Origin of the sequence: Candidatus Nitrosopumilus sp. SW (assembly GCF_006740685.1) — an archaeon.
GTDB lineage: Archaea > Thermoproteota > Nitrososphaeria > Nitrososphaerales > Nitrosopumilaceae > Nitrosopumilus.
The window spans coordinates 1,425,229-1,446,842 of record NZ_CP035425.1 but is presented as its reverse complement, the minus strand read 5'-3'; the positions used below and the strand labels follow the sequence as shown (position 1 = coordinate 1,446,842).

Below are 21,614 nucleotides of genomic sequence, written 5' to 3'. Positions count from 1 at the left end.
TTATTTATCGTTAATAATATTTAACTAGTGATAAATTATTGTTCTAGTGGTAATATTGGCACTAGTAAAATTTATGGACACTAGTTATATATGATTTTGACATAGAGATGTCATGGAATTACAATACAAAAGTATGATGGATGAAATTCTAAAAGAATTTCCAAAACTTGCAGATGTCGAAATAACAGATATCACTGATCATAATCTGTTATGGCACCTTAGTGAGTACATAAAAGCAGGATACGTTAGATTTGAAACAGGTAGAAAAGAACTCTACAGACTAAGTATTCTTCTTGAAAATTATGCAGCTAAACACAAGGTTCCACTTTTAGCTACATTTGAGACTTCTAAGAGATACAAGTATGTTGAGGACAGGTACATGGAATTAGTAGAAGATATTCCAAAAGTTTGGATTATAGGAAATTTCAATAATCCCTCATTGGCCCCTCAGCCCCCAAAGAATACAGAAGTAATAAGTTGTGACGGAACAAATCTATCAGAGATCTGGATGGTACTCACAAAGGGTGAAAATGGACCATTTGGGCTTATCGCAGAAGACATAGGAGATGGAATCTATAGAGGATTCTTTTCGATTAGTCCATCCATAATTGGAAAGGCAATAAAAAGTACAGAAAAATCTCTAAAAATACGAATAGATTTCGACAAATCTTACGGTATGGAAAATGACTGACATCATATGGGGAAACGGCTCTGACATTTTGTCATCCAATTCTTTTATTTTAAATGTCACACATAGGAAAAATGGCAATAAAGAAAATTATTCAGATGTTGAAAAAATAAAAATAATTCAGGCAGATATTCCAGGATTACCACACAACGAGTCAGAGTGGAACATGGAAATTTTAAAGCAATGTACTCAAGATGCATTTCTAAAATGTGAGATTCAAGATAGAGATGAATCCGGTATGGTAGTTGCCAAAGTTTCTCATTCAGGAGTTGGAGGGTACTAATGTGGAAGCCCATAATAATTAAAAATCAAAATATTTCAGGTGAGAATTTTAAAAAACTTCTATCGGGCCAAATTCCTGCATTAGTAATCAAAAATTTTTATTCAAAAAATCAATGTATCAGTTTAGTCAAAAAAATAGAAAAATCAAAGACAAAATTTGATAAAACACAACTTGAACACATTGGGCCATTTTTAATGGCACATACAACAAAAAAGAAAGAATATTTTTACAAATCAAAAGAATTTCAAAAAACATGGGATTGTATTTTCAAAAAAGTTCAAAATCCTTTACTCAGGGTTGATGCAATGATTAATAATTCATTGCCATCCTTTTCGATGTCTTTAGCAAAACAATCTGAAGGTCATTTTTCACCATTTGTTATTAGAATTCATAGAAAAGGTAAATCAATTCCTATCCACAAAGACAATGTCCAATATGAAGGAAAAGAATATTTTGTTTCAAATATTGATCATCAACTATCATGTGTCATACATTTACAAGAATCAGAATTAGGAGGAGATGTAATAATCTACAAAAATCAATGGAAGAAAAAGGATGAAAGATATAGAAACATAGATTTTGGTTATTCTCAAAATGTAGTATCAACAGAATTTTGCAGGTTGTCAAACATAAACAATGGAGATCTTGTAATTATTAATCCAAATTATTATCACGAAGTCACAAAGATTTTGGGAGATAGGTCTAGAATTACTCTTGGGATGTTTTTAGGAATACGTTATCATGATAAACAAATTTTTGCATGGGCATAATCAAATTTCTAAAGTAAAAATTATTTTAAACGCATTTTAAAACTTGTAAAATTATTGAAGACTGAATTTTTTCCCCAAAATTTTACCCATGGAATTTACTGCCAATCTACAAACATTTTGATTTAGAGTGAAAAATCCTCGAAATTTTCCATCTTCATATTCTTCTGCAATTAATCCAAATGTACCATAAGGTCCTCTTGTAATAACACTCCAAACATCTACAAGTTCAGTATCCTTACAATTAATCACTTCAATTTTTGGCGGAGTTGTAAGACTTGTTTTTCCATAGTCTGCAACAACCCAAATTTTTGGTATTTTCTCAATTAATTTTTGGTATCTATTTTCAACAAATTTGTAGCGAGCTATTGTTTCAAAAGTTGCAAGTAGTGGTTGCTCATTATCTCTTGCATAGTTTTCGATTAGTTTACTGATATGGTATAATTGCTTTCTTTCTGCATGAAAGTTATGATATCCTGCTTCAATGAATTTATCTAAACTCCACTTCTGAAGTAACTTAGGATCATCATCGTGCCATTCGGCTAGTTGAGGAAATTCATCCCATATACTACCGACAAAACCTTCATAGTGTTTTCCCATACAAAGAGATTTTTAAAAATAAGATATAAGTTAATCCGTTCAGCAAAATCGTTAGCACTTGTTTATAAATAACAAATTCTTTTTATTATCTAAAGTTTAAGATTTCCTATGAGCCGTTATGAGAAAGTTCTCAATATGTTGATGGATTTTGATGAGAATATCAGGCTTGCAATAATTAGTAATACCAAAGGGGAGATTTTGTGGAGTTCCAAAAGATCATCTAACAAATTACAAGTCCCATTGTCTGAAACTAAGAGAGCTTTAAAGCGGGAATCAGATGATTGGATTGACAGATCCAAGGCAGCAGACAGAGTCCCATTAGGACAGCCATTATACCATATTACATCATTTGAAAAAACTAAAAGAGTAACTCTCCCTATAGATGCATTTCACATGTTGTTTTTGAGCGTAGACAACACCCCTATGAAAAATACAAAAAAACATAGTTATGGAAAATTAGTTGAAATGGGAAAGATTTTGTCAATTGTAGACTTTGTCAACACATTTGAGTAGTAACAAGTTAATTTTTAATGATTTTAGCACTAGCAGAGTAATTTAAAAAATTTATTAACAAAAAAGATAGATGATTCTTATGGAAAAATTAGAAAAACTCCTCAACATGTTGATGGATTTTAACAAGGATATTAGATTTGCAGCCGTATCAAATAACAAAGGCGAGATATTATGGTGGAGTCAAAGAGAAGGTCTAAAAAATTTGGTTCCATTTGAAGAAACAAAACAAACATTGACAAGAGCATTACATGGATGGGATGAAAATGCACGTGTAAAAAATTACATTGGAAATGGAATGTATACGATAGCATCATATGAAAAAATTAAGAGGATTACCGTTCCCCTTGAAAGCGGAAATATGTTATACTGTACAATGACTAATGAGCCACAAAAAAAGTCACCATTCGGAAATAAAAAAAGTTATGGACACCTTGCAGATATGGGGAAAATTCTATCCATAGTAGATTTTATAAAATCACAAAAATAAGGATCAGAAAACTATTTTTCTGAATTTCCAAAAAGTGGTTAATTTGAATAGAAAATTTGAGAAATGGTGACAGATTAAATGAGAAAATATCAAAATTCTCTGTTTTTGTTTAGAAGAGATTTACGTCTTGAAGACAACACAGGTTTGATAAATGCATCAAAATTCTCTTCAAAAGTTTTTCCATGTTTCATTTGGGATGAAAAGATTATTTCAAAATCAAATCCAAAATTCAGTGAATTCAGATTACAATTTTTAAAAGAATCTCTCTCAGATTTAGATGCGCAACTAAAAGAAAATAAATCAAAATTATATTTCTTTTCAGGAAACTATGAAAAAGTTATTCAAAAAATTATCAAAGAAATCAGAATTGATGCAATTTTTATGAACAAAGACTATACACCGTTTAGCATAAAGAGAGAAAATAAAATCAGAAATAAATGTCACAAAAACAAAATGGATTTTATTTTAACTCAGGATTCATTATTACAAGATCCAGATACAATTAAGACAATAAAGGGAGAACCCTACAAAGTATTTTCAGCATTTTTTAGAAAGGCAAAAGAATTACCAGTCAGAAATCCACAAAAATACAAATTTGGAAACTTTGCACGTCAAAAAATTAAATTTGAAAGTACATCAAAAAATTTCTTAAAAGAAGAGAGAAAAAATACATTTCTTCTGCCAGGAGGTAGAAGTTCATGTTTAAAATTACTAAAGAATTTGAAAAATTTGAGAAATTATGATTCAGAAAGGGATTTTCCGGCAAAAAATGGAACGTCATTATTATCTGCACATAACAAATTTGGGACTTGTTCCATTCGAGAAATTTTTCTAGAATGTAAAAAAGAACTAGGCGCAAATCACACCATCATTTCAGAGCTTTTTTGGAGAGATTTTTTTACATATTTGATGTATCACTTTCCACAAAGTTATTCAAAAGAATTTATCAAAAATTTTCAAAAAATTCCCTGGAAAAAAGATAAATCAGTATTTTCAAAATGGGCCAACGGAGAAACAGGATTTCCAATAGTGGATGCAGGTATGAGGGAGTTAAATCAAACAGGACTGATGCACAATAGAGTCAGAATGATTGTGGCATCATTTCTAACAAAAGACTTGCATATTGATTGGAGGTGGGGGGAGAGATATTTCAGTACAAAACTGATTGATTATGATACATGTGTAAATGTTGGGAATTGGCAGTGGTCTGCATCAACAGGTTGTGATGCCCAACCATGGTTTAGAATTTTTAATCCATGGATTCAACAAAAACGATTTGATCCTGATTGCAAATATATTAAAAAATGGATTCCAGAATTAAGTGATGTCCCTAGTAAAACTATTCATGAATTATGGAAAAAATTCCCTGAAAAATTAGAATATCCAAGCCCCATAGTAGAACACAGTGTCGAATCAAAAAAAGCAAAAGATATTTTTAAAAAATTTAGCACTAGTTGAAAATTTATCACTATGTTAAATATGATAAAACAGTACATCTTCCATGGCAGAAGAGCAAGAATGGGCAAATTTACTTGCAGAAGTATTTGACAAACTGACAGAAAAACACGCCTCAATCACTTATGATTTTGACAATCTTGAGATGAAAGGCAAGGTTGAAAAAAATGGTAAAGTTGTCCCCACAGGAACAGTTGCCCTAACAGGTAAGCTGACAATTACAGCAAAGTGAGGTTAGTGAGAATGAAAAAAATCAATCTCTCAGCCAATTTTTTATTATCTTTATCAAATGGGAATTTGAGTGTCAAGTGCAATAATGAGCCCTCAATAAATTTTTCAGCAAAAGAGAACCTAAGAGTTTTAGACATAATAGATATTCCAATTAAAGTGTCAGAGAAACCTGGAATCATAAAGCAATTATCTGAAGCAAAAAATCTGGCAAAAAAACTCAAAAATGAAAATGTTACACTAGAAATTAGATTTCAAGGAGATACCATATTGAAATTAGGCAAAGATGCAAATCCCAAACTTGCAAAAATTGTTACATTAAGTAACGATATAGAAATTACAAATTTAAAAAAATTAAAAAAACTTAGCGAGGTAATCTGAGAATCGTTTTAAGGTAAAGGAAGTATATGATATGAAAAAAACCCATTTCTTGATATTTGTTCTAATTCTAGTTTCTACGAATCAAGCGTTTGGTCACAAACTAATTAGCCATGATGATTCGCATAGAGACTTCGAGTCTGCGTTGTTGATTCCGGATCATAAAATTTCATGGGCAATTTATGAAAATCTAGGCACAAATGAGGCAAAATTTTACACATTTGATGCCAAAAAAGGAGATTCATTTTATGCAAGTATTGTAATTCCAAAAATTGAGGGACTAGAAGATTATTCACCCAGTCTTGTGTTAATGAAAGAGGATAACTCAAACATACAAAAAATAATTTATGAAAAAGGGTTTCCAGGAAATGAATTCTATGAACCATTTGGTCAAGTGACATATTGGGAAAGACAGGAGTTGAGAACAGAAATACCCAGTGATGGTAAATATTTCATTATTGTTACCGATGAAAAAAATCAAAGTGGAAAATATAGTTTGGCGGTTGGAGAAATAGAGGATTTTTCAGGAGAGAATATGTTTACATTGTTACCTAAAGCATGGCTAGACACAAAATTATTTGTTAATGATTATTTCTCAATTCTGATTGTTTTTGGAATTTTTATTGCAATATGCAGCATACCAGTAATCGTTATCATTAAAAAAAGAAAAAGAAAAACGAAAAGCTTTAGCTAATTTCACAAAAACTTACGCACAAAAAAATTAGTTCAGTCTAATTAGTTTGGTCTAATTTTCGTGTTGTTTAATAGAATTAAAAACTAAATCAATCCATGAATGCATGGAATAAATTTTGGAAATGGTATGAAAACAAAATACTTGGAAGTATAATCGTGATTGCAATCATTCAATTCATTCAAGTTCCACACATGATTTGGAATGCAGACATCATGTTAGAAGCAGGACTTGTTTCAAGAGTTCATCCGGTAATTGATTGGTTCTTGTATGGAGTAGACTTGATTGAGATTGTTTCAATTGTTAATGTTGGAATGATCATGTACAGTCTAATTAAGAAAAGACAATCACAAAAGATGTCTGTGAAAACAGCATAACTATTCTTTTGCATTCCAAATAACACGTTGAGGAAATGGGATTTCTATACCATTATCATCTAATGCCTTTTTAGCAACTTTAAGTAAAATAGGGCCCACTTGGTCCCAATCATCTCTTGGGTGCCAAACCAAAATTTCAATATTCACACTAGAATCAGCTAGTTCATTAATTCGAAATTCAGGTTTAGGTAAAATTAAAACAAAGCTCATAGACTTACGGATTTCTTTTTCAATAACAGATATCGCACCTTCAATGTCTTCTTTATATGCAATTCCGATTATAGCCTCAGAACGTCTTACAGGGGTAGACGAAAGAGAACGTATGTTTGATGTAAAAAAAGATTCATTGGGAATTCTAATAATTGTCCCATCAAACTTCCTAACGCGAACAGAAAATGTACTAATATCTAAAAGAGTTCCGACAACATCAGAACCAGGAATCTCAATTTTATCACCTTGTTTTACAGGTTTTTCAATCATCAAGAAAATACCAGATATCAAATTAGAAACAACAGATTGAGTAGCAAAACCAATCACAATACCAAAAATACCTCCTGCAACAAGCAAACCAGAAAAATCAACTCCGGTGGTAGATGTGAAAACCAAAAAAGATAAAATGATTATTCCAAAGTAAATCAGTTTACCTAAATTTTTTGCAGAATCTTGAGGTAATTTTGGAGCATAGTATTTTGTAAATAATAATCGCACAGTTCTTGCAATAATTACTCCAATGGCCATGATAATTCCACCAATCAATAATGTAAGCAAAGTCAAACCACCAACAATTTCAATTTCAGATAAAGAACCTAAAGACTCAAAAACCATTAATCAACACCCATGTCCATACGTTTTGTAGATTCAACTCTTTCATATGTTGGAGACAAAATAAAATCGGTTTGTATTTTTTCAGGATCTACATCTATTATTTCAAGAGTTAGTTTTTTCTTCAATATTGCATTTACAGAATCAGTTATTGCTTTTGAATTTTGATAATAAACAGAATTGTCAGATATAGGAAAAACAACTTTACCGATACTAAAGCCTTTAGTGAGTTCATTTCGAAGGTTTATTTTCAATACAGCATTCACAAAAGGTGTAGAATCATCATAAGATTCAACAATCTGAGTTTTTGCATATTTACATAGAGTTCCAGATTCAGGCGAACCATAAAGACAAAAACGAGAATTAGTTGGATCACATGTAAAACAATCCAAAGAATCTTTGTGATTATCATGTACAAAAAACACTCCTATTTCGATTGGACATAATGCAAAAATTGTTGCGGATGAATTTTCAGATAAAAAAACAGGAGTTTCAAAATCCAAATAAACATAATCAGTTCGCCTTGCAGGGAAATTCAAAGGTCTGATCGGACATAGTTCGATTTGTAATGTAGGTGATTTTACAGGAATGATTTTTTCAGTTAAATCATCTTCAGTGTTTTTTCGAACATATGAAAAAACATTATGGCTAATTTTTTTGATCCTAATCTCAGTATTTGGGAGATTCAAGGTTAAAGAGTCGTCAATTTCATAAACCCCATAATTTGAAAAAGACTTCTCAACGGAAACATTACTCATGTTAGTATCATACATGATAAAATCCAGAATTTATGCTATTGTATTTTAACACAATAAAAAATTACTTCAAAAAGGTAAAAAATAAGAAAATGTGGATATTACTCTATGTTTAGAGGAATATTTGCGCTGCCAAAGTCTTCTGCGATTCTAAAGACATAGTCTTTTGAGGAATCATATTCAAACTCGGTTCCACCATATCCAATGTTTGGACCAAAGAGAATGTTAAACTCTCTAGCATCTCCTGGATTTAACACAATTTGTCCACTAGTAAAGTCCATGCCAGAGTATTTGAAGGCCTTTGAGCCATCCCATACATCATACGCACATATTTGTGGACTAGTACAGTTTAGTGCAGCAATTTCAGAACTGGTGTTCTCAGCAAGCATTCTAATTGACAATAGAGGTTGGCCTGTAGCAGTAATCTTAAACTCATTTCCTTCAGAGCCAAGTCCGGTCCAATAATAGGTAATTGGTCCCAAGTCAAATTTTTGAGCATTAGATTTGTATTCGTGTATTTTGATTGCTTGTTTGATAGGTTTTTCACAATCAAGTCGTTTGTAGGCTTTAGTAATTTCAGAACATTTCTCAAGTTCGGCCTCTAATTCTGCTAACTTTGAATCAGTGTTTTTGAGGTCACCAGTTTGTTCTGCTGAAGCAACTGTGATTAGTCCCATAGACATCAAATGCTGAATTCCATTTACAAATTCACCATCAGAAATGGTTCCATCGGCCCACCAACCTGCATTGTTCTTTACCCAGGATGGAACACCTTCAGAGGATTGTGAAGATACAGTTGTTGGAGGAACTTGAATTATTCCATCGTTAATTAGAAACTCAATTCCTTTTAGGAAATCAGATTCAGAAATGGAGCCATCGGCCCACCAACCTGCATTGTTCTTTACCCAGGATGGAACTTCTGCATGTGCAGAAGAAACAGTGGTAGTAATTAGAAGTATTGCGGCAATTGCAGTTATTGCGGTTTTCATTAATGCATTTTTACACTTATCCTATATAAGCTAGTGGTAACTGATATTTCTAGTGCTAAATAATATCATTCTGGCCAACAAAACTAGTGGTAAATGAATTACAGACTGTCCTTGTTTATATGCAAACAGAGTCGATCTTCTAGAGTGAGTGAAAAACAAGAGATTATAGACACACCAAAACTATCAGAGAAAGACATCAAGGAATATGTCTTAGAAAGATTTGAAGATGTGAAACAAGGTAAAATCAAAAATCTTGTTTCGTTTCAAGCCATGAATAAATACATGATCATGGCACATAATCAAGATCAACTAAAAATTTTAGGGAGTATTGTTGCAAGTTACAAAAAAATCTCACTACTAGACATAATGTCAGAATATGAAAAACATCTAAAGATTGCACTAGAAAGATCTCCTACCATAAAATCACATTCAAATGTAATAATGCATATTTTTGGATATTTCTCAAAAAATTTCAGTCAGTCAGAAAAAGAACAATTTTTTGAATTATTAAATGAGTTCAAAAGAGAGGAGATAACTATCGGCAAAATATTATCTGAGATAAATCCAATTATTTATCGATTCAATAACACATATCTTGCAAGTCAAACATATTTTCTATTATATTCAGATCCACAACCAGGAAATTTGTTTCAAATGTTATCTCAGAAAAGCTAGAAAAAGTCTGAAAGGGTTTTTTGTCTCATTAATTTTGAAATATTTCCATGAGAAAGCCATTCAGACTTGCTAATACTCATTTTCTCAGATGCCAAATTCAGTGCATGATCAAAATCATTTGTGATGACAGGCGTTTGTTTCATTGCTTCACGAATTCCTTCACGAACTTGCCATACACCCACAGGAATTGCATATTCAGGACGAATTTCTCGTAAAATTACAACTCCTGATTGAATCTTTTCCTCATTTAGATACTCCAGTACTGCTAATTTGGCAGCAAAATATGCACCTGCTATTGCAGGAGGATGACCAATGCCACGAGCATCCTCATAATCAGAACCAAATCCAAGAATACCGTTAGAATACCAAGCCTCAACCATCTCGTATATCCATCGATGAGGGAACAAAACCACAGAGAAATTATTTCCAAGATGAGCGTATGAAAAAACCCTACAAGAATCAATTAATCCATAATCCAATACTTCATCTGCAAGAGATTTTGAAATAATATCATCAGTTGCAGTTATACTCCATTTGGTTGGAACAAGTTTTCTTTTTTGACCAAGCATTCCAATGCTAAAACATTTTTGAATTTTTGAAATATCAATTCCAGAATTGTACAAATTCATAACGGCATCCTGTGCTTTCAAATCTTTGTCATAGTATGTTTTTTCAATGGACTTTACAGAAGAGGTTCCAGAAAATTTGGCAGATTTTATTTCTCCAACAGGACCAAATGGGGCGCTTTCCCCGTCAAGAGAAATACTAGAAGATACAGATTTTTGAAAAATCAAATCAGAATCAGTTGGTTTTGAAGACATTGCAACTTCCTGTAAATTTTCAATGTATCGTCCATCAGTTTTATCAACGGACATTTTTTGTGTACCACGAACTAAATTCAATCTAAAGTTTACAATTTCTTCTAAAGATTTTCCTGTCCATTTTTCAGGACTGTCAAGTAAACTAGTATCACCATGAATTGGAGGAACCATTGGACCAACAAAGACTTGAGGATAATTGTACGATCCAACAAATATTGACGGAGGGCTGGTTCCACTGATTGAATCAGAAGAAAACAAATTTCCATATTTTGATAATGTATCATGCCATTTTGTTAAAATTGAACGACGGATATCTTGAGAATTCAAAGACATTGAAATTCATGCCTGATTTGTACCTAATAACTTGACTAATTATTGAAATTGACGAGAAGTAAACACTTGTTATTCCCAAATGTCAAGAATGGTCATGACAATAAACAGAATTGTTTCATTCTTACCTAGTGCAACAGAATTACTATACGAGTTTGGAGTTCAAGATAAGATATACGGTGTAACACACGAATGCAAATTCCCTAGTGAAGCAATTTCAAAACCCCAAGTAATTAGTTCAGTAATAGATTCTGACATGTTATCAAGCAATGAAATCAATACACAAACATGCCAACTTCTTAAAGAGGGAAAAGATATTTTCATTTTAAATGAAAAAAATCTAAAGGATGCCAATCCAGATCTCATAATATCTCAAGAAACGTGCGAAGTGTGTGCCGCATACACCAATCAGGTTAACAATGCATTGCGAGTTCTCAATAAAAAACCAATAATTCATTCAATGGATCCACATAATATATCAGAAATTTTGCACTCAGTAATCAAGTTAGGAGAAATTTTAGGAGAAGATGGTAAGGCAAAAGAAATTTCAGAGTTATTGAAAAAAAGAATTCAAAAAATAAGAAATGCAGGACATGCCAATATTCCAAAAGTTCTAGCAATTGAGTGGATAAAACCATTTTTTACAGCGGGTCATTGGGTTCCAGAAATGATAGAAATTGCAGGAGGAAAGAACACAATAAGCAAAACAGGAGAGCATTCAAGACGCATGGGTTTTGAAGAGATATCAAACTCTGATGCAGACATAATAATTCTCATGCCATGTGGATTTGATACAAAGCGAACAATTTCAGAATACAGTAACATATTAGAAAAAGATGAGCGGTGGAACAGCCTCAAAGCAGTGCAAAATCAGGCTGTTTTTGCAGTAGATGCCAATTCATTTTTCAGTAAACCTAGCATCAGAACAATTGAAGGAATAGAAATACTGGCAAAAATAATTCATCCAGAAAAATTTGAAGACATTAATGTTTCAAAGAATTCTTTTGTAAGAGTTTACCAATAAATTCAATCATATTGGTTTGCCTTTGTATTGATAATCAATTACCTTGTGGAATAAGTTGTGAGATGCAATAACAGTCAATATAACTACAAAGATGCCAACAAAATTTCTTATGATCATCAAATCATTTGGAGGATTTGCAATCAGTGATGTTTCAAACAACACATAGTAGTTATCAAACAACCAGAAGGCCAAGGTAATCCAAGACAACACACCTGCAATCAAGTATCCCAAACGAGTTTTGTTGTGAATGAATATTATTGCAAATACAATTGTAACATACCAAATTGCAGAACCAATCAACCATAGTGGTTCATAGACATCAGTTCTATCATCTAACCAATAGTAACTTGAACCGATTACAGCTAATGCAAATAGAGAAATTTGAATTAGTTTTTGGTTAATTTTGAAACCTGTTTTTTCCTCTCTTTGTTCCATTTGAGGAGGATCTGATTTCATTTCTTTTGTTGCAATATCGATTGCTTCACGAACTGATTTTAGGTGGATAGGAATAATTTTTGTGATAGAATCATCAGTAACTACAGTATCATGAACCAAACTATCTATCAGAGGTCTTGCAAGTGATGCTTTAACAGGAGTGATAAGATCAACCCAATACGACGATAGTCTAGTAGTCAAAAATGGAATTTGTATGACAAACAGATTCTTGTTCAGATATGCAGAATAAACACGCATTAATTCCTCATAAGTTATTTTATCAGGACCACCAATCTCGAAAATCTTACCTATAGTTTCAGGTTTTGAGAGAGATTTAGTAAGGTATTCTACTACATCATCTACTGCAATGGGTTGAGCTAAGGACTTTACCCAAGATGGGCAAACCATAACCCTCAATCTTTCAACAAGATAACGAAGCATGGCATAAGAACCACCTTTTGCGCCGATAATTATAGAAGCCCTAAATTCAGTTACAGGTATATCACCTGATGCAAGAATTTCCCCAACTTCTTTTCTACTACGCATATGTGGGGAGAGATCAAGATCATCATTAACTAAACCGCCAAGATAGATAATTCGTTTTACACCAGACTCTGTTGCAGCTCTAAGAAAATTTTGAGCTTGGATTTTTTCTCTTTTAGCAAATTCTTGCCAATCTCCTTTATCTCCTTCCATAGAGTGAAGTAAATAATATGCAGTGTCAATACCAGCCATTGCATTTTTTAATTCATCAAAATTGAAAACATCTGCTTTAACGTATTTTACTTTATCATTACCAGGTAATTGTTTTCTACTAAGACCTTTTACTGTATAACCAGAAGAAACTAATGATGAAATTAATCTTGAGCCAATAAAACCAGTGGCACCAGTAACCAAAATTGAAAAAGGTTTGTAATGAGAGGTAGGAGATTGATAAACCATTTGTTCCATTTATCTTAGTGCTCCCATCATTTGTGGGTTTTGTTTCTCTTTTTTGACATTAAAACCTAATGCAATTGTTAGACCACCCATCCCTAACCAGAGATATCCTCCAGTGACAAATGCTGAATGTAGTGATGCATCAAAGTTTTGTACAGCTAAAAATCCACCACCAAGACCAATCAAGGCAATGCCTGTAAAAAGAATTGTTTTATCCATTAGACATGTCTCCTTTTTTGATGAATTTTATACATGGATGATTATGCGTTTCAAAATTATTTAAACTAGTGATAATTATTGTTACTAGTGCCAAATCATAATAATTTTTGAACAATGTACGAATAAAGAATCACAAATTATCCACTTAAATGATAATTTACCACTAGAAAATGGAGTTAGCATTAGTTATATAACATACCACTAAAGAAAATTATGGTATACATAAGAGCAAAGAAAGTAAAATCAGATCAATACCTGTATTTAGTTAAAAGCATCTGGGATTCAAAAAAGAGCACTTCAAAACAAGAAATTATCAAATATCTTGGAAAAGCATCCGAAGTAGTAAAAGATGACATTCCAGTAGACTACAGAAATGATCCTAAAGTATTATCAGTTTTAGCATTATACAATCCAAAAGATATCAAGAAAAGAGAAGATGCTACAAAAAAATCAAAACAGCAATTATACAAAAAATTAACAGAAGGTAACATACAAGAATCTATGAAAATTTACGATGAATATATAAAAATATTTAATACATCAGATTTTTTTGATAAAATTCTAAAACCCACAATGTATAAAATTGGCGACGAGTGGGCCACAGGAAAAATTAGTATTGCTACGGAACATGTTGCAAGTAACGTTGCCCAAACACTTGTCAAAATAATTATGGATACGGTGTCAAGTACAGGAAAAAAGAAAAAGATCCTCATTTGTTTGCCAATAGGAGAAGAACATCGTTTAGGATGTGATGTGATGGAAACATATCTCTCGATTAAAGGATTCAAGGTTTACAATATGGGAGTTTCAATGCCAACTGAATCAATTCTTAGTTTTATTGACAATAATAAACCGGAAGTTGTTTTCATTTCAATTACATTAGAAGATAATCTTATGGCAGGGCAAAGACTAGTTAAAAAAATCAAAGAACATACAGATATTCCAGTGTTAATTGGAGGATATGCACTTCAAGCAAAAAAAATTCCAAAATTTGAAGGTGCAATAATTCCAGATTGTGGTTTAGAGGAACTTCCAAAAATTTTAAGAAAGATTTAATCTATTTTTTGACCTGAAGGAAAGATTCAATCTTTGGTCTACACAAAATGGAACTATGTGCTGCAGAATCAGTTCCAATTCCATAACTAACAGTAGAATCACCTACAAAAAACAAGCCTTCTATGCCTGGAATTTGGTGAGGCATTTTTGATTTCCATACCATCCCAGGCTCTTTTACTACAGATTCAACTAATTTCCAAGCCATAGGCCTCTCCCACAGTAAAGATGAGTTAAAGTCTGGATAAATTGATGAAATTTCTGTTTTCATCAATTGTACAATTTGTTTAATTTTCTTAGAATCATCTGCGACAGATGGGTCTACAGGAGTACCAGCAATTATCAAATGTTCACCAGAGGGAGAAACAGAAGGGGTAATGTTTGAGATGAAAAATATTCCTTTTGTAACATAATGCTCCCCTACAGGAAAAACAACTTGTCTTGAATCGATTTTAGAATTCAATGCAAAATGAACTTCGACTACAGCAGTTTTTTTGTCTAAACGATTAATTTTTTCTATGAATTTTTTGTCAATTATATCTTCATCAAACAATTGATTTAAGGCCATATATGCCGGATAGGAAATTACAACACAGTCTGTAGGAAAAAATGAATCATCTTTAGTGATAATACCAGTAACTTTAGAATCAGTAATTACAATTTTTTTTACAGATTGATTTGTCTCGATTTTTCCATTTTTTTCAATAATATAGTCTGCCAAGACATGGGAAATTGAATCATATCCACCATTATCTGGATATGCAAATTCGCTGGTCCCACCCTTAAACGGATTTGCACGTATAATGGTTCTTGCAAATTCACCTAATGAAATATGATCAGCAGTATCAGCAAAAGCTAACATGCACACGGCTTCAAAAAAGGCCTTTGTGTCATCATCTAATTTTTTAGTTATTTCAGTAAGAGATTTGTCATCCCATTCTTCAGTTTTTTTGATAGAAGTAAATGCCATTGGAAGGAGTAATTTAAGGAGGCGTATTCTACTCTTCATAGGAATTAAAGATAATTGAAGTAAATCACCCATTCCTTTAGGATATTTATGGAATCCAGTATCAGAATGAAATGCAATGTCATCCACTTTTGCCAGTTTTAATCTAGATTCAATTCCAATGCTTTTCAACACTTCAAAAATTGCAGATTTTTTGTAAAAGGGCATAATATGAAATCCATTATCCAAAATGTGGTTTTTATACAGTAATGAAGCAGTTCTGCCCCCCAATTTTGAAGATTTTTCAAGGATTTTTACAGAATATCCTTTCTTTGCAAGCAATGCACCAGTGGTTAACCCACCCACACCAGCACCAATTATGAAAACATCATTTGGCATAATTTTTTGTGGTCTTATTGATATTTATCTAGTGATAAAGAATAAACATAGTGCTAACCATGAGAGTTTACAAGTGCATATTTTTCAACAGATAAAATAAACTCATCCATAGTTTTACTCATTTTTTTAGCAAGGATGTTTTGCATAAAAGAAAACAATCTAAAAAAATTGTTGAATTTCAAACTAACATCAATAGTAACCATAGTTCCATCTTCAGTTTTATCATAATATTCAACAAATGAAGTTCCCTTCAGGGGACCTGTTAAAATATGAATTTCATGTATGTTAGGATAAATAATTACATGTTTTGTTTTAATTTTAATCGTAGTGCCCAAAAAGGAAATTTTTTCATCAACAAGTTTGCCATATTTAGTTTCATCCAAAACATTTAATGATTTAAAATAATTTGGCATTATATTATGAAAATTTTCCACATCAGTGCTAATTTGAAAAATATATTCTTGAGGAAGTTTTGAGAATCTTTTCATAGTGAATTGCTTCATGATATTTTAACCATCCCCAAATAATCAGACAAATTTGTCTTTGTTATATTAAAATCAGGATAAACTTGCATAATCTGTGCAGCAAGTAATGCCATAGACAATTTTACACCATCAGTCTTTTCAGGATCAGTATTAGGATAAAGTCGAATAGTAGTTTTGTCTTTTCTGGTGGAAATTTCAATTAAAAATTGTTGGTGAATATCAGAAATTACAACTGTTGGGAGTAGAGCTGTCAGCCCATCTTTATCAACAAAAATCGTTTGTATTTTTATTAGCACAGGTTCTTTTTTGAAAATAGGAGAGAATTTCTTTGAAAAATCATTTAGATCTATTCTATCACCAAATACAATATGAGGCATGAGTTGTATTGTTCATCATCATATTTAATAAAAATTAAAAAATAATCATAGTGCCAACATCATAAATAATTGTCAAATAATAGTCATAAATTGGCACTAGAATTTTATTTATTGCACACTAAAATATCATTTTGACCAAAGTAGGTCATGACACAAGAAAGTATGTTAGAATCAACATTTGCTGCAATTGCAAAGACAGAAGAAGAGTTATTTCAAATGATTTCAAAGAAACTTTCTAAAGATAAGGAAATGGAGCAACCAATGGCAACCATAGTTGCTGTTTCATAGAAAGAATGTTTCACTTAAAACCATACAAACCAAATATCCTGACAGCATTTGGAGTAATTTTTCTAATTTCAGCCACAATAATTCCTATTCAGAATTTGATTGTGTGGGGACCAGATTTTGTATATCATTTTTACACTTCAACCGTTATTACTGCAGAGAAAATTTCTATTGGAGTATTCTTATTAGGAATTACATTCATTTTAATTGGTTACAAAAAACAAATACATCTACAATAAATTAGCACTAGAAAAAATATCATCTTTCTCTTAAATAATTTACAAACATAACTATAGTATGAAACAAGAACTAATTCAAAAAAACAACGATAATTTGAAAATTAAGAATAATGAAATAAGAATTTGTATTCATTGTGGAAATGTGAAAATTGATTCATACGAATTTGGTATTTCATGTGAAGACTGCGGTATTCTTTTGTGGAGAGCCTAATGATTACAGAACTTGTCCATCAAAAGACCTGTAGAAAAAACAAGGTCATAACGGATTTGAATACAGGAGAAGTTGCATGTACTAACTGTGGTGCTGTCTTATCTGAGAGAGTTGTAGATAGTGGTCCAGAAAGTTTGGGTATGTCAAGTGAAGAATATCAAACCAATAGTAGAGTTGGAAGAAAAATTTCATTGAAAATGATAGACATGGGTTTGTCAACCATCATAGAATCTAAAGATAAGGATGCAACAGGAAGAGGATTGTCAAGTGAAAACAGAAGAATGTTTTATCGCCTAAGAATGTGGGATAGGAATAGTCGTTCAGCAAATTCTGTCAAATCATTTCAAAAAGCATTCACTATGCTTGATGGAATTGGTGCAAAGTTAGGACTTCCAGAGCCAGTCATAGAGCAAACGGCTTATTTATTTAGAAAAATTGCTGCAAAAAAGATTCTTGCAGGAAGATCTACTGCAGGGATGCTATGTGCTGCAATATACATTACATGCAGAATGACAAATACTCCAAGAACACTGCAAGATGTCGCAAGTGCAGGAAATGTCAATAAAAAAAGCATTCAGAGAATTTACAGATTTCTTTCAAGAGAACTAGACATTACACCAGAAATTTATCATCCAACAGAATTTGTAACTCGAATTGCAAAGTCTGTAAATATTTCAGAAAAGGCAGAAAGATTAGCATACAGAATTCTAGATCTTTCTGCAAGAAACGGGGTTTCAGCTAGTAAAAATCCCATGGCAATGGCATCTGCTGCAGTATATCTGGCATCAATCAAAAACGGGGAAAAGGTACCTCAGTTAAAAATTTCAAAAGTGTCAGGAATTAGTGCAGTGACAATCAGAGATAGGACAAAAGAAATTCTGAAAAAAGTAGGAGGTGAAATTGATGGGTAGAACATGTAGAGGTATTTGTGAAATGCACAAAGCAGGACCAGCACCAAATAAAATAAGATATGAGATTGGACAAAAAAGATGTACATTTTGTGGGATTTTCTTAGCAATAGATGATCCTAGATGTATATGTTGCAAAGCAGTACTTAGAACAAAACCAAGAAGCAAGAAAAAGTAGTTATTTTTTTGCAGCACTAACAAGAGACACAACATCTCTATCTCTTAGTTGATAATCTACAGGTAATCTGAGATTATATCTCAAATCTTTTCCATAAAGAAGGCCTTTTGTCAAGTCAGTGTGTATTTCTTTTGCAAGATCATTAATTGTTGCACCATCTTTAAGCAAAATCAAGTCAGGAAGAATTCTTCCTTTTTTATCAGCGAGTTTTGTTTCATTAGCAACAGGGTATATGGAATTCATTTTAAGCAGTTTGAATACTGCAACGTTTATCGCAAATTGAACTCCAGTACGCATGTATTCTCCCATTATTCCTTTTTTAATGAAATCCAAAGCATTGGTTTGTTTTTCATTTAATTCATCAGACTTTAGTATTTCAAATTGTTCAGAACCGGGAGAGTATTTTATCAGTCCTTTTTGTTCAGCACGTCTTAGACTAAATTCACTATCTCCACTAACAGGTATTACAATAGAATCATTGTATCGTTCTCGCAATCGAGCAAAATTCTTGTCTGCCCCATCTACATCAATTTTATTTGCAACAATTAACGTGGGTTTCGAGATTTTTCTCAAGTAGGATGCAAATTTTTTGCTATCAACCATATCAAAATCATCAAATTGTTTTTCTTCAAGTCCGGTTGCGACAAGAGATTCCTTTACATGGGATTTGTTAACACCAATTCCACGATAAAGATCAGTTACAGCATCAACAAATTCTGAACCAGAATTAATTAATTTAGATACTTTTTCACGATTGCCTTCTAAAATTTTATGGTACCACATAATCAATTCTTCTTCAATATCAGCAAAATCAGATATTGGATCACCAGTTCCAACTTCAGTGATTTTTCCAGTTGAATCTATGCCACCAGATGCATCAACTACATGAAGTAATGCATCAGACTGTGCAGCAATTGAAAGAAATTGATTTCCCAATCCTTTTCCTTTCCATGCATCTTTGATCAATCCCGGAAGGTCAATTAACTCAATTGGAATGTATCTCCAACCATCAACACATTTTGAATTATTTGGGTTATCTTGAATTTTGAATTCAGGATGTACACAAAGAGTAATTGCGTTTGCAATTCCAGACACAGGTGATTTTGTAGTGAATGGATAAGATGAAATTTCTTCAGAAGATAAGGTTGCAGAGTTAAAGAAAGTAGTTTTACCAGTATTGGTTTTACCAATTAGTCCAAGTTTGATTGGCATGAACTAATTTTCATCTCAGAATATTTATCTCTGCCTAGGAATCAACATTGTTTTTGTTTTTGATTTTTTCAAGTGAATGGGCCAGTTCTTTGATTGTCCACTCTATATCAGATAAATCCTCATCTGAGAGTGAGTCTTTCCATTTTTCTAAAACAGTAGTAGCAAGTTCTGAGCAATTATACAACAAATTCCAATACGGATGGTGTTCTGCAGTAGTGTAAGATAATTCAGTTACATCATTTAGACCATTTTTTGCTCTTGCCAATGAAGTAATTTTTTCACCAAATATTTTTACAATATCATTTTCAAGATCTTTTTCAATTTTCAAAGGAATGTTTTTTGTTTCATATTTTTTTGCTAGATCAAGCAAATCATGATAGAAATTCTCAAAGTTTTCCATACTAACACAATCTTTGATGTTCTGCCAACATACACCTGTTAAAAACAACAGTGATCCCTGCATCCCTAGCCAGTTTTTCAGCTTCAGGATTGTGAATTCCTTCTTGTAGCCAGATAACTTTGGGTTTTTTCTTGATTGCTTCTTGAACAAATGGTAAGACCTCATCAGAAGGTCTAAAGATATCTACAATCTCAACGTCTTCATCAATATCAGATACAGATTCATAGCATTTCTTTCCTAAAATTTCATCAGCAGAAGGATTTACAGGTGTGATGTCAAATCCATTTTCAGATAGATATCGGGGAACATAATGAGCGGCCTTTGAAGGGTTTTTTGACATTCCAACAACTGCAACTTTTTTCATAGACAAAATGTCTTGAATTTGTTTATCAGAATGATCGTCTCGTTCCATGACTAATCTACAAACATCACAAATATAATTTTTGAAAAAATTGGTACCAGTGAAAAATCATCTAAATCTTAAATCATATGAGGCAATTTTCAATATATGGAATCAGTTTTAGTTACGGGTGCAACTGGGTTTATTGGTTCAAGACTTGTACATAGTCTAAAAGAAAAAAATTACAGCATAACTGCATTGGTTAGACCTGGAAAACATACAAAGACAGAAACTGATGAAGTAGCAGGGGATCTAACTGATTCCAATTTAGAATTTGGTGAGAGAAGTTTTGACTGTGTTTTTCATCTAGCATCACATACTCCTCTTGAAAAAAATGTCAAGGTTTTAGAAAAAGTGAATCTAGAAGGTACCAAAAACTTGTTTAAGGCAATTCAAGATAAAACAAAATCCATCATTTACATTTCAGGTTTGGGAGCATATGGAAATCCTGGAGATAATCCAATAAATGAATCCAATCCTTATAATCCAGACACAAATTTTGTTAAAATTAGATTACAGGCACAAGAATTTCTTGAGGAACAATGTAAGAAGAAGGGAATTAACTTTGCAGTTGTGCATTTTGGTGATGTATATGGTGCAGAAGGATGGTTTTATCAAATGTTGATTAAAAGATTATTGAAAAAATCATTTAAACTTCCAGGAGGAGGAAAATATTTCAAAGGTTTTGTGAATGTAGATGATGCAGTAGGGAGTACAATTGCAGTTTATGAAAATAAAGGATTTGGAGAATCGTATATTGTAGCAGATTCAGTGCCGGTTACTTTCAAAGAATTTGTGAATTATACAGCAGATCAAATAGGCGCAAAGCATCCAGGAAATGTTCCCAATTTCTTGGCAAAAGCTGTATTGGGTTCAGATTTAATAAAACTATTAACTACATCTATGAAGGTGTCTAACCAAAAAATTTCTAAAATTTATCAATTCAAATATCCTTCTTACAAAGAGGGAATTCCAGCTGTGATTTCTGAATTAAAATCAAAGAATTTGCTTTAAACAGAGAATATTTTAATGAAATATGTTTTAG

32 protein-coding genes are annotated in these 21,614 nt (G+C 32.2%); 19 read left to right on the top strand and 13 right to left on the bottom strand.

Translation table 11 applies throughout. The features are described 5' to 3' along the window. The first annotated feature begins 112 nt into the window (after positions 1-112). The 3 genes from Nisw_RS08680 to Nisw_RS08670 are packed head-to-tail and all read left to right on the top strand — an operon-like array spanning position 113 to position 1,741. The gene (locus Nisw_RS08680; RefSeq protein WP_141978298.1) at positions 113-691 is read left to right on the top strand and encodes a hypothetical protein; all 579 of its coding nucleotides are present in this window, start codon (positions 113-115) and stop codon (positions 689-691) included. Continuing rightward, the gene (locus Nisw_RS08675; protein ID WP_141978296.1) at positions 684-971 is read left to right on the top strand and encodes a hypothetical protein; all 288 of its coding nucleotides are present in this window, start codon (positions 684-686) and stop codon (positions 969-971) included. The genes Nisw_RS08680 and Nisw_RS08675 overlap by 8 nt, the downstream gene beginning before the upstream one ends. Further along, positions 971-1,741 (top strand): hypothetical protein, encoded by a 771-nt coding sequence (locus Nisw_RS08670; protein ID WP_141978294.1) that lies wholly within the window; start codon positions 971-973, stop codon positions 1,739-1,741. The genes Nisw_RS08675 and Nisw_RS08670 overlap by 1 nt, the downstream gene beginning before the upstream one ends. Positions 1,742-1,792: 51 nt before the next feature. On the opposite strand, the gene Nisw_RS08665 is transcribed toward Nisw_RS08670, so the two are convergent. Further along, positions 1,793-2,338: a hypothetical protein gene (locus tag Nisw_RS08665; RefSeq protein ID WP_141978292.1), complete on the bottom strand. Its 546-nt coding sequence runs from the start codon at positions 2,336-2,338 to the stop codon at positions 1,793-1,795. A gap of 108 nt (positions 2,339-2,446) precedes the next feature. Here Nisw_RS08665 and Nisw_RS08660 point away from each other — a divergent pair, with 108 nt between their 5' ends. The 7 genes from Nisw_RS08660 to Nisw_RS08630 all read left to right on the top strand — a co-directional run bounded on the left by Nisw_RS08660 (position 2,447) and on the right by Nisw_RS08630 (position 6,467). After that, positions 2,447-2,851, top strand: coding sequence for a hypothetical protein (locus tag Nisw_RS08660; RefSeq protein ID WP_141978290.1), 405 nt, complete (start codon positions 2,447-2,449; stop codon positions 2,849-2,851). Between the two features lie 79 nt (positions 2,852-2,930). Beyond that, positions 2,931-3,338, top strand: a complete 408-nt coding sequence (locus Nisw_RS08655) for a hypothetical protein (protein WP_255430775.1) — start codon at positions 2,931-2,933, stop codon at positions 3,336-3,338. 78 nt (positions 3,339-3,416) lie between these two features. Beyond that, a complete protein-coding gene (locus tag Nisw_RS08650) occupies positions 3,417-4,796 on the top strand; it encodes a deoxyribodipyrimidine photo-lyase (RefSeq protein ID WP_141978288.1) in 1,380 nt (459 codons plus the stop codon). Positions 4,797-4,839: 43 nt separating this feature from the next. Then, the gene (locus Nisw_RS08645) at positions 4,840-5,025 is read left to right on the top strand and encodes a hypothetical protein (RefSeq protein ID WP_141978286.1); all 186 of its coding nucleotides are present in this window, start codon (positions 4,840-4,842) and stop codon (positions 5,023-5,025) included. Positions 5,026-5,090: 65 nt separating this feature from the next. Further along, positions 5,091-5,402: a hypothetical protein gene (locus tag Nisw_RS08640; protein ID WP_141978285.1), complete on the top strand. Its 312-nt coding sequence runs from the start codon at positions 5,091-5,093 to the stop codon at positions 5,400-5,402. Positions 5,403-5,433: 31 nt separating this feature from the next. Then, on the top strand, positions 5,434-6,093 hold the full coding sequence (locus tag Nisw_RS08635) for a hypothetical protein (RefSeq protein ID WP_141978283.1): 660 nt from the start codon (positions 5,434-5,436) through the stop codon (positions 6,091-6,093). Positions 6,094-6,188: 95 nt separating this feature from the next. After that, positions 6,189-6,467 (top strand): hypothetical protein, encoded by a 279-nt coding sequence (locus Nisw_RS08630; protein WP_141978281.1) that lies wholly within the window; start codon positions 6,189-6,191, stop codon positions 6,465-6,467. Here the strand turns inward: Nisw_RS08630 and Nisw_RS08625 are convergent, their stop codons facing one another. From Nisw_RS08625 to Nisw_RS08615, 3 genes are all read right to left on the bottom strand, one after another. After that, complete coding sequence (locus Nisw_RS08625; protein WP_141978279.1) at positions 6,468-7,292, bottom strand: mechanosensitive ion channel family protein; 825 nt, start codon at positions 7,290-7,292, stop codon at positions 6,468-6,470. Further along, positions 7,292-8,047: a DUF432 domain-containing protein gene (locus tag Nisw_RS08620; protein WP_141978277.1), complete on the bottom strand. Its 756-nt coding sequence runs from the start codon at positions 8,045-8,047 to the stop codon at positions 7,292-7,294. Before Nisw_RS08620 ends, Nisw_RS08625 begins: the two co-directional genes overlap by 1 nt. Positions 8,048-8,145: 98 nt before the next feature. Then, positions 8,146-9,033 carry a peptidase gene (locus Nisw_RS08615; protein ID WP_141978275.1) on the bottom strand — a complete coding sequence of 296 codons (888 nt, stop codon included), beginning with the start codon at positions 9,031-9,033 and terminating at the stop codon, positions 8,146-8,148. A gap of 144 nt (positions 9,034-9,177) precedes the next feature. Here Nisw_RS08615 and Nisw_RS08610 point away from each other — a divergent pair, with 144 nt between their 5' ends. Next, positions 9,178-9,708, top strand: coding sequence for a YbgA family protein (locus Nisw_RS08610; protein WP_255430774.1), 531 nt, complete (start codon positions 9,178-9,180; stop codon positions 9,706-9,708). On the opposite strand, the gene Nisw_RS08605 is transcribed toward Nisw_RS08610, so the two are convergent. Then, the gene (locus Nisw_RS08605) at positions 9,705-10,862 is read right to left on the bottom strand and encodes an Nre family DNA repair protein (RefSeq protein ID WP_141978271.1); all 1,158 of its coding nucleotides are present in this window, start codon (positions 10,860-10,862) and stop codon (positions 9,705-9,707) included. The two genes, Nisw_RS08610 and Nisw_RS08605, sit on opposite strands and share 4 nt — an antisense overlap. Positions 10,863-10,956: 94 nt before the next feature. On the opposite strand from Nisw_RS08605, the gene Nisw_RS08600 reads away from it, so the two are divergent. Next, the gene (locus Nisw_RS08600) at positions 10,957-11,883 is read left to right on the top strand and encodes a cobalamin-binding protein (RefSeq protein ID WP_141978269.1); all 927 of its coding nucleotides are present in this window, start codon (positions 10,957-10,959) and stop codon (positions 11,881-11,883) included. Between the two features lie 6 nt (positions 11,884-11,889). On the opposite strand, the gene Nisw_RS08595 is transcribed toward Nisw_RS08600, so the two are convergent. Together Nisw_RS08595 and Nisw_RS08590 are read right to left on the bottom strand one after the other, a co-directional pair. Next, entirely contained in the window at positions 11,890-13,269 is a 1,380-nt protein-coding gene (locus Nisw_RS08595; RefSeq protein WP_141978267.1) for an NAD(P)H-binding protein, read from the bottom strand. Beyond that, positions 13,270-13,476 carry a hypothetical protein gene (locus tag Nisw_RS08590; protein ID WP_141978265.1) on the bottom strand — a complete coding sequence of 69 codons (207 nt, stop codon included), beginning with the start codon at positions 13,474-13,476 and terminating at the stop codon, positions 13,270-13,272. Positions 13,477-13,689: 213 nt separating this feature from the next. Here Nisw_RS08590 and Nisw_RS08585 point away from each other — a divergent pair, with 213 nt between their 5' ends. After that, complete coding sequence (locus Nisw_RS08585; RefSeq protein ID WP_141978263.1) at positions 13,690-14,532, top strand: B12-binding domain-containing protein; 843 nt, start codon at positions 13,690-13,692, stop codon at positions 14,530-14,532. A gap of 1 nt (position 14,533) precedes the next feature. Here Nisw_RS08585 and Nisw_RS08580 read toward each other — a convergent pair whose 3' ends face one another. Genes Nisw_RS08580 through Nisw_RS08570 form a run of 3 tightly spaced genes read right to left on the bottom strand, consistent with a single transcriptional unit; the run spans position 14,534 to position 16,736 of the window. After that, positions 14,534-15,874 (bottom strand): NAD(P)/FAD-dependent oxidoreductase, encoded by a 1,341-nt coding sequence (locus Nisw_RS08580; RefSeq protein WP_141978261.1) that lies wholly within the window; start codon positions 15,872-15,874, stop codon positions 14,534-14,536. Positions 15,875-15,927: 53 nt separating this feature from the next. Next, on the bottom strand, positions 15,928-16,377 hold the full coding sequence (locus tag Nisw_RS08575; RefSeq protein WP_141978259.1) for an SRPBCC family protein: 450 nt from the start codon (positions 16,375-16,377) through the stop codon (positions 15,928-15,930). Next, positions 16,374-16,736: a hypothetical protein gene (locus tag Nisw_RS08570; RefSeq protein ID WP_141978258.1), complete on the bottom strand. Its 363-nt coding sequence runs from the start codon at positions 16,734-16,736 to the stop codon at positions 16,374-16,376. Before Nisw_RS08570 ends, Nisw_RS08575 begins: the two co-directional genes overlap by 4 nt. Positions 16,737-16,883: 147 nt before the next feature. Between Nisw_RS08570 and Nisw_RS09295 the strand changes: the two genes are divergently transcribed. From Nisw_RS09295 to Nisw_RS08555, 5 genes are read left to right on the top strand one after another with little or no spacing between them, the layout of a single operon-like run. After that, positions 16,884-17,024: a hypothetical protein gene (locus Nisw_RS09295; RefSeq protein ID WP_185736618.1), complete on the top strand. Its 141-nt coding sequence runs from the start codon at positions 16,884-16,886 to the stop codon at positions 17,022-17,024. Between the two features lie 5 nt (positions 17,025-17,029). Beyond that, on the top strand, positions 17,030-17,260 hold the full coding sequence (locus Nisw_RS08565) for a hypothetical protein (RefSeq protein WP_141978256.1): 231 nt from the start codon (positions 17,030-17,032) through the stop codon (positions 17,258-17,260). 58 nt (positions 17,261-17,318) lie between these two features. Further along, entirely contained in the window at positions 17,319-17,471 is a 153-nt protein-coding gene (locus tag Nisw_RS09290; protein ID WP_185736617.1) for a hypothetical protein, read from the top strand. Then, on the top strand, positions 17,471-18,382 hold the full coding sequence (locus Nisw_RS08560; protein WP_141978255.1) for a transcription initiation factor IIB family protein: 912 nt from the start codon (positions 17,471-17,473) through the stop codon (positions 18,380-18,382). Before Nisw_RS09290 ends, Nisw_RS08560 begins: the two co-directional genes overlap by 1 nt. Then, entirely contained in the window at positions 18,375-18,557 is a 183-nt protein-coding gene (locus tag Nisw_RS08555) for a hypothetical protein (RefSeq protein WP_141978253.1), read from the top strand. Before Nisw_RS08560 ends, Nisw_RS08555 begins: the two co-directional genes overlap by 8 nt. Here Nisw_RS08555 and Nisw_RS08550 read toward each other — a convergent pair whose 3' ends face one another. Genes Nisw_RS08550 through Nisw_RS08540 form a run of 3 tightly spaced genes read right to left on the bottom strand, consistent with a single transcriptional unit; the run spans position 18,558 to position 20,581 of the window. Next, positions 18,558-19,769: a redox-regulated ATPase YchF gene (locus tag Nisw_RS08550; RefSeq protein ID WP_141978251.1), complete on the bottom strand. Its 1,212-nt coding sequence runs from the start codon at positions 19,767-19,769 to the stop codon at positions 18,558-18,560. 34 nt (positions 19,770-19,803) lie between these two features. Next, positions 19,804-20,169, bottom strand: a complete 366-nt coding sequence (locus Nisw_RS08545) for a hypothetical protein (protein WP_141978249.1) — start codon at positions 20,167-20,169, stop codon at positions 19,804-19,806. Between the two features lies 1 nt (position 20,170). Then, a complete protein-coding gene (locus tag Nisw_RS08540) occupies positions 20,171-20,581 on the bottom strand; it encodes a CoA-binding protein (protein ID WP_141978247.1) in 411 nt (136 codons plus the stop codon). A 96-nt stretch (positions 20,582-20,677) separates the two neighbouring features. Between Nisw_RS08540 and Nisw_RS08535 the strand changes: the two genes are divergently transcribed. Continuing rightward, positions 20,678-21,583, top strand: a complete 906-nt coding sequence (locus tag Nisw_RS08535) for an NAD(P)-dependent oxidoreductase (RefSeq protein ID WP_141978245.1) — start codon at positions 20,678-20,680, stop codon at positions 21,581-21,583. Positions 21,584-21,614: the final 31 nt, after the last annotated feature.

Bases quoted from the DNA above. Each gene is read 5' to 3' on its own strand.
- Nisw_RS08680 (WP_141978298.1), top strand. From the start codon at position 113: ATGGAATTACAATACAAAAGTATGATGGATGAAATTCTAAAAGAATTT.
- Nisw_RS08675 (WP_141978296.1), top strand. From the start codon at position 684: ATGACTGACATCATATGGGGAAACGGCTCTGACATTTTGTCATCCAAT.
- Nisw_RS08670 (WP_141978294.1), top strand. From the start codon at position 971: ATGTGGAAGCCCATAATAATTAAAAATCAAAATATTTCAGGTGAGAAT.
- Nisw_RS08665 (WP_141978292.1), bottom strand. From the start codon at position 2,338: ATGGGAAAACACTATGAAGGTTTTGTCGGTAGTATATGGGATGAATTT.
- Nisw_RS08660 (WP_141978290.1), top strand. From the start codon at position 2,447: ATGAGCCGTTATGAGAAAGTTCTCAATATGTTGATGGATTTTGATGAG.
- Nisw_RS08655 (WP_255430775.1), top strand. From the start codon at position 2,931: ATGGAAAAATTAGAAAAACTCCTCAACATGTTGATGGATTTTAACAAG.
- Nisw_RS08650 (WP_141978288.1), top strand. From the start codon at position 3,417: ATGAGAAAATATCAAAATTCTCTGTTTTTGTTTAGAAGAGATTTACGT.
- Nisw_RS08645 (WP_141978286.1), top strand. From the start codon at position 4,840: ATGGCAGAAGAGCAAGAATGGGCAAATTTACTTGCAGAAGTATTTGAC.
- Nisw_RS08635 (WP_141978283.1), top strand. From the start codon at position 5,434: ATGAAAAAAACCCATTTCTTGATATTTGTTCTAATTCTAGTTTCTACG.
- Nisw_RS08630 (WP_141978281.1), top strand. From the start codon at position 6,189: ATGAATGCATGGAATAAATTTTGGAAATGGTATGAAAACAAAATACTT.
- Nisw_RS08625 (WP_141978279.1), bottom strand. From the start codon at position 7,292: ATGGTTTTTGAGTCTTTAGGTTCTTTATCTGAAATTGAAATTGTTGGT.
- Nisw_RS08620 (WP_141978277.1), bottom strand. From the start codon at position 8,047: ATGAGTAATGTTTCCGTTGAGAAGTCTTTTTCAAATTATGGGGTTTAT.
- Nisw_RS08615 (WP_141978275.1), bottom strand. From the start codon at position 9,033: ATGAAAACCGCAATAACTGCAATTGCCGCAATACTTCTAATTACTACC.
- Nisw_RS08605 (WP_141978271.1), bottom strand. From the start codon at position 10,862: ATGTCTTTGAATTCTCAAGATATCCGTCGTTCAATTTTAACAAAATGG.
- Nisw_RS08600 (WP_141978269.1), top strand. From the start codon at position 10,957: ATGACAATAAACAGAATTGTTTCATTCTTACCTAGTGCAACAGAATTA.
- Nisw_RS08595 (WP_141978267.1), bottom strand. From the start codon at position 13,269: ATGGAACAAATGGTTTATCAATCTCCTACCTCTCATTACAAACCTTTT.
- Nisw_RS08590 (WP_141978265.1), bottom strand. From the start codon at position 13,476: ATGGATAAAACAATTCTTTTTACAGGCATTGCCTTGATTGGTCTTGGT.
- Nisw_RS08585 (WP_141978263.1), top strand. From the start codon at position 13,690: ATGGTATACATAAGAGCAAAGAAAGTAAAATCAGATCAATACCTGTAT.
- Nisw_RS08580 (WP_141978261.1), bottom strand. From the start codon at position 15,874: ATGCCAAATGATGTTTTCATAATTGGTGCTGGTGTGGGTGGGTTAACC.
- Nisw_RS08575 (WP_141978259.1), bottom strand. From the start codon at position 16,377: ATGAAGCAATTCACTATGAAAAGATTCTCAAAACTTCCTCAAGAATAT.
- Nisw_RS08570 (WP_141978258.1), bottom strand. From the start codon at position 16,736: ATGCCTCATATTGTATTTGGTGATAGAATAGATCTAAATGATTTTTCA.
- Nisw_RS09295 (WP_185736618.1), top strand. From the start codon at position 16,884: ATGACACAAGAAAGTATGTTAGAATCAACATTTGCTGCAATTGCAAAG.
- Nisw_RS08565 (WP_141978256.1), top strand. From the start codon at position 17,030: ATGTTTCACTTAAAACCATACAAACCAAATATCCTGACAGCATTTGGA.
- Nisw_RS09290 (WP_185736617.1), top strand. From the start codon at position 17,319: ATGAAACAAGAACTAATTCAAAAAAACAACGATAATTTGAAAATTAAG.
- Nisw_RS08560 (WP_141978255.1), top strand. From the start codon at position 17,471: ATGATTACAGAACTTGTCCATCAAAAGACCTGTAGAAAAAACAAGGTC.
- Nisw_RS08555 (WP_141978253.1), top strand. From the start codon at position 18,375: ATGGGTAGAACATGTAGAGGTATTTGTGAAATGCACAAAGCAGGACCA.
- Nisw_RS08550 (WP_141978251.1), bottom strand. From the start codon at position 19,769: ATGCCAATCAAACTTGGACTAATTGGTAAAACCAATACTGGTAAAACT.
- Nisw_RS08545 (WP_141978249.1), bottom strand. From the start codon at position 20,169: ATGGAAAACTTTGAGAATTTCTATCATGATTTGCTTGATCTAGCAAAA.
- Nisw_RS08540 (WP_141978247.1), bottom strand. From the start codon at position 20,581: ATGGAACGAGACGATCATTCTGATAAACAAATTCAAGACATTTTGTCT.
- Nisw_RS08535 (WP_141978245.1), top strand. From the start codon at position 20,678: ATGGAATCAGTTTTAGTTACGGGTGCAACTGGGTTTATTGGTTCAAGA.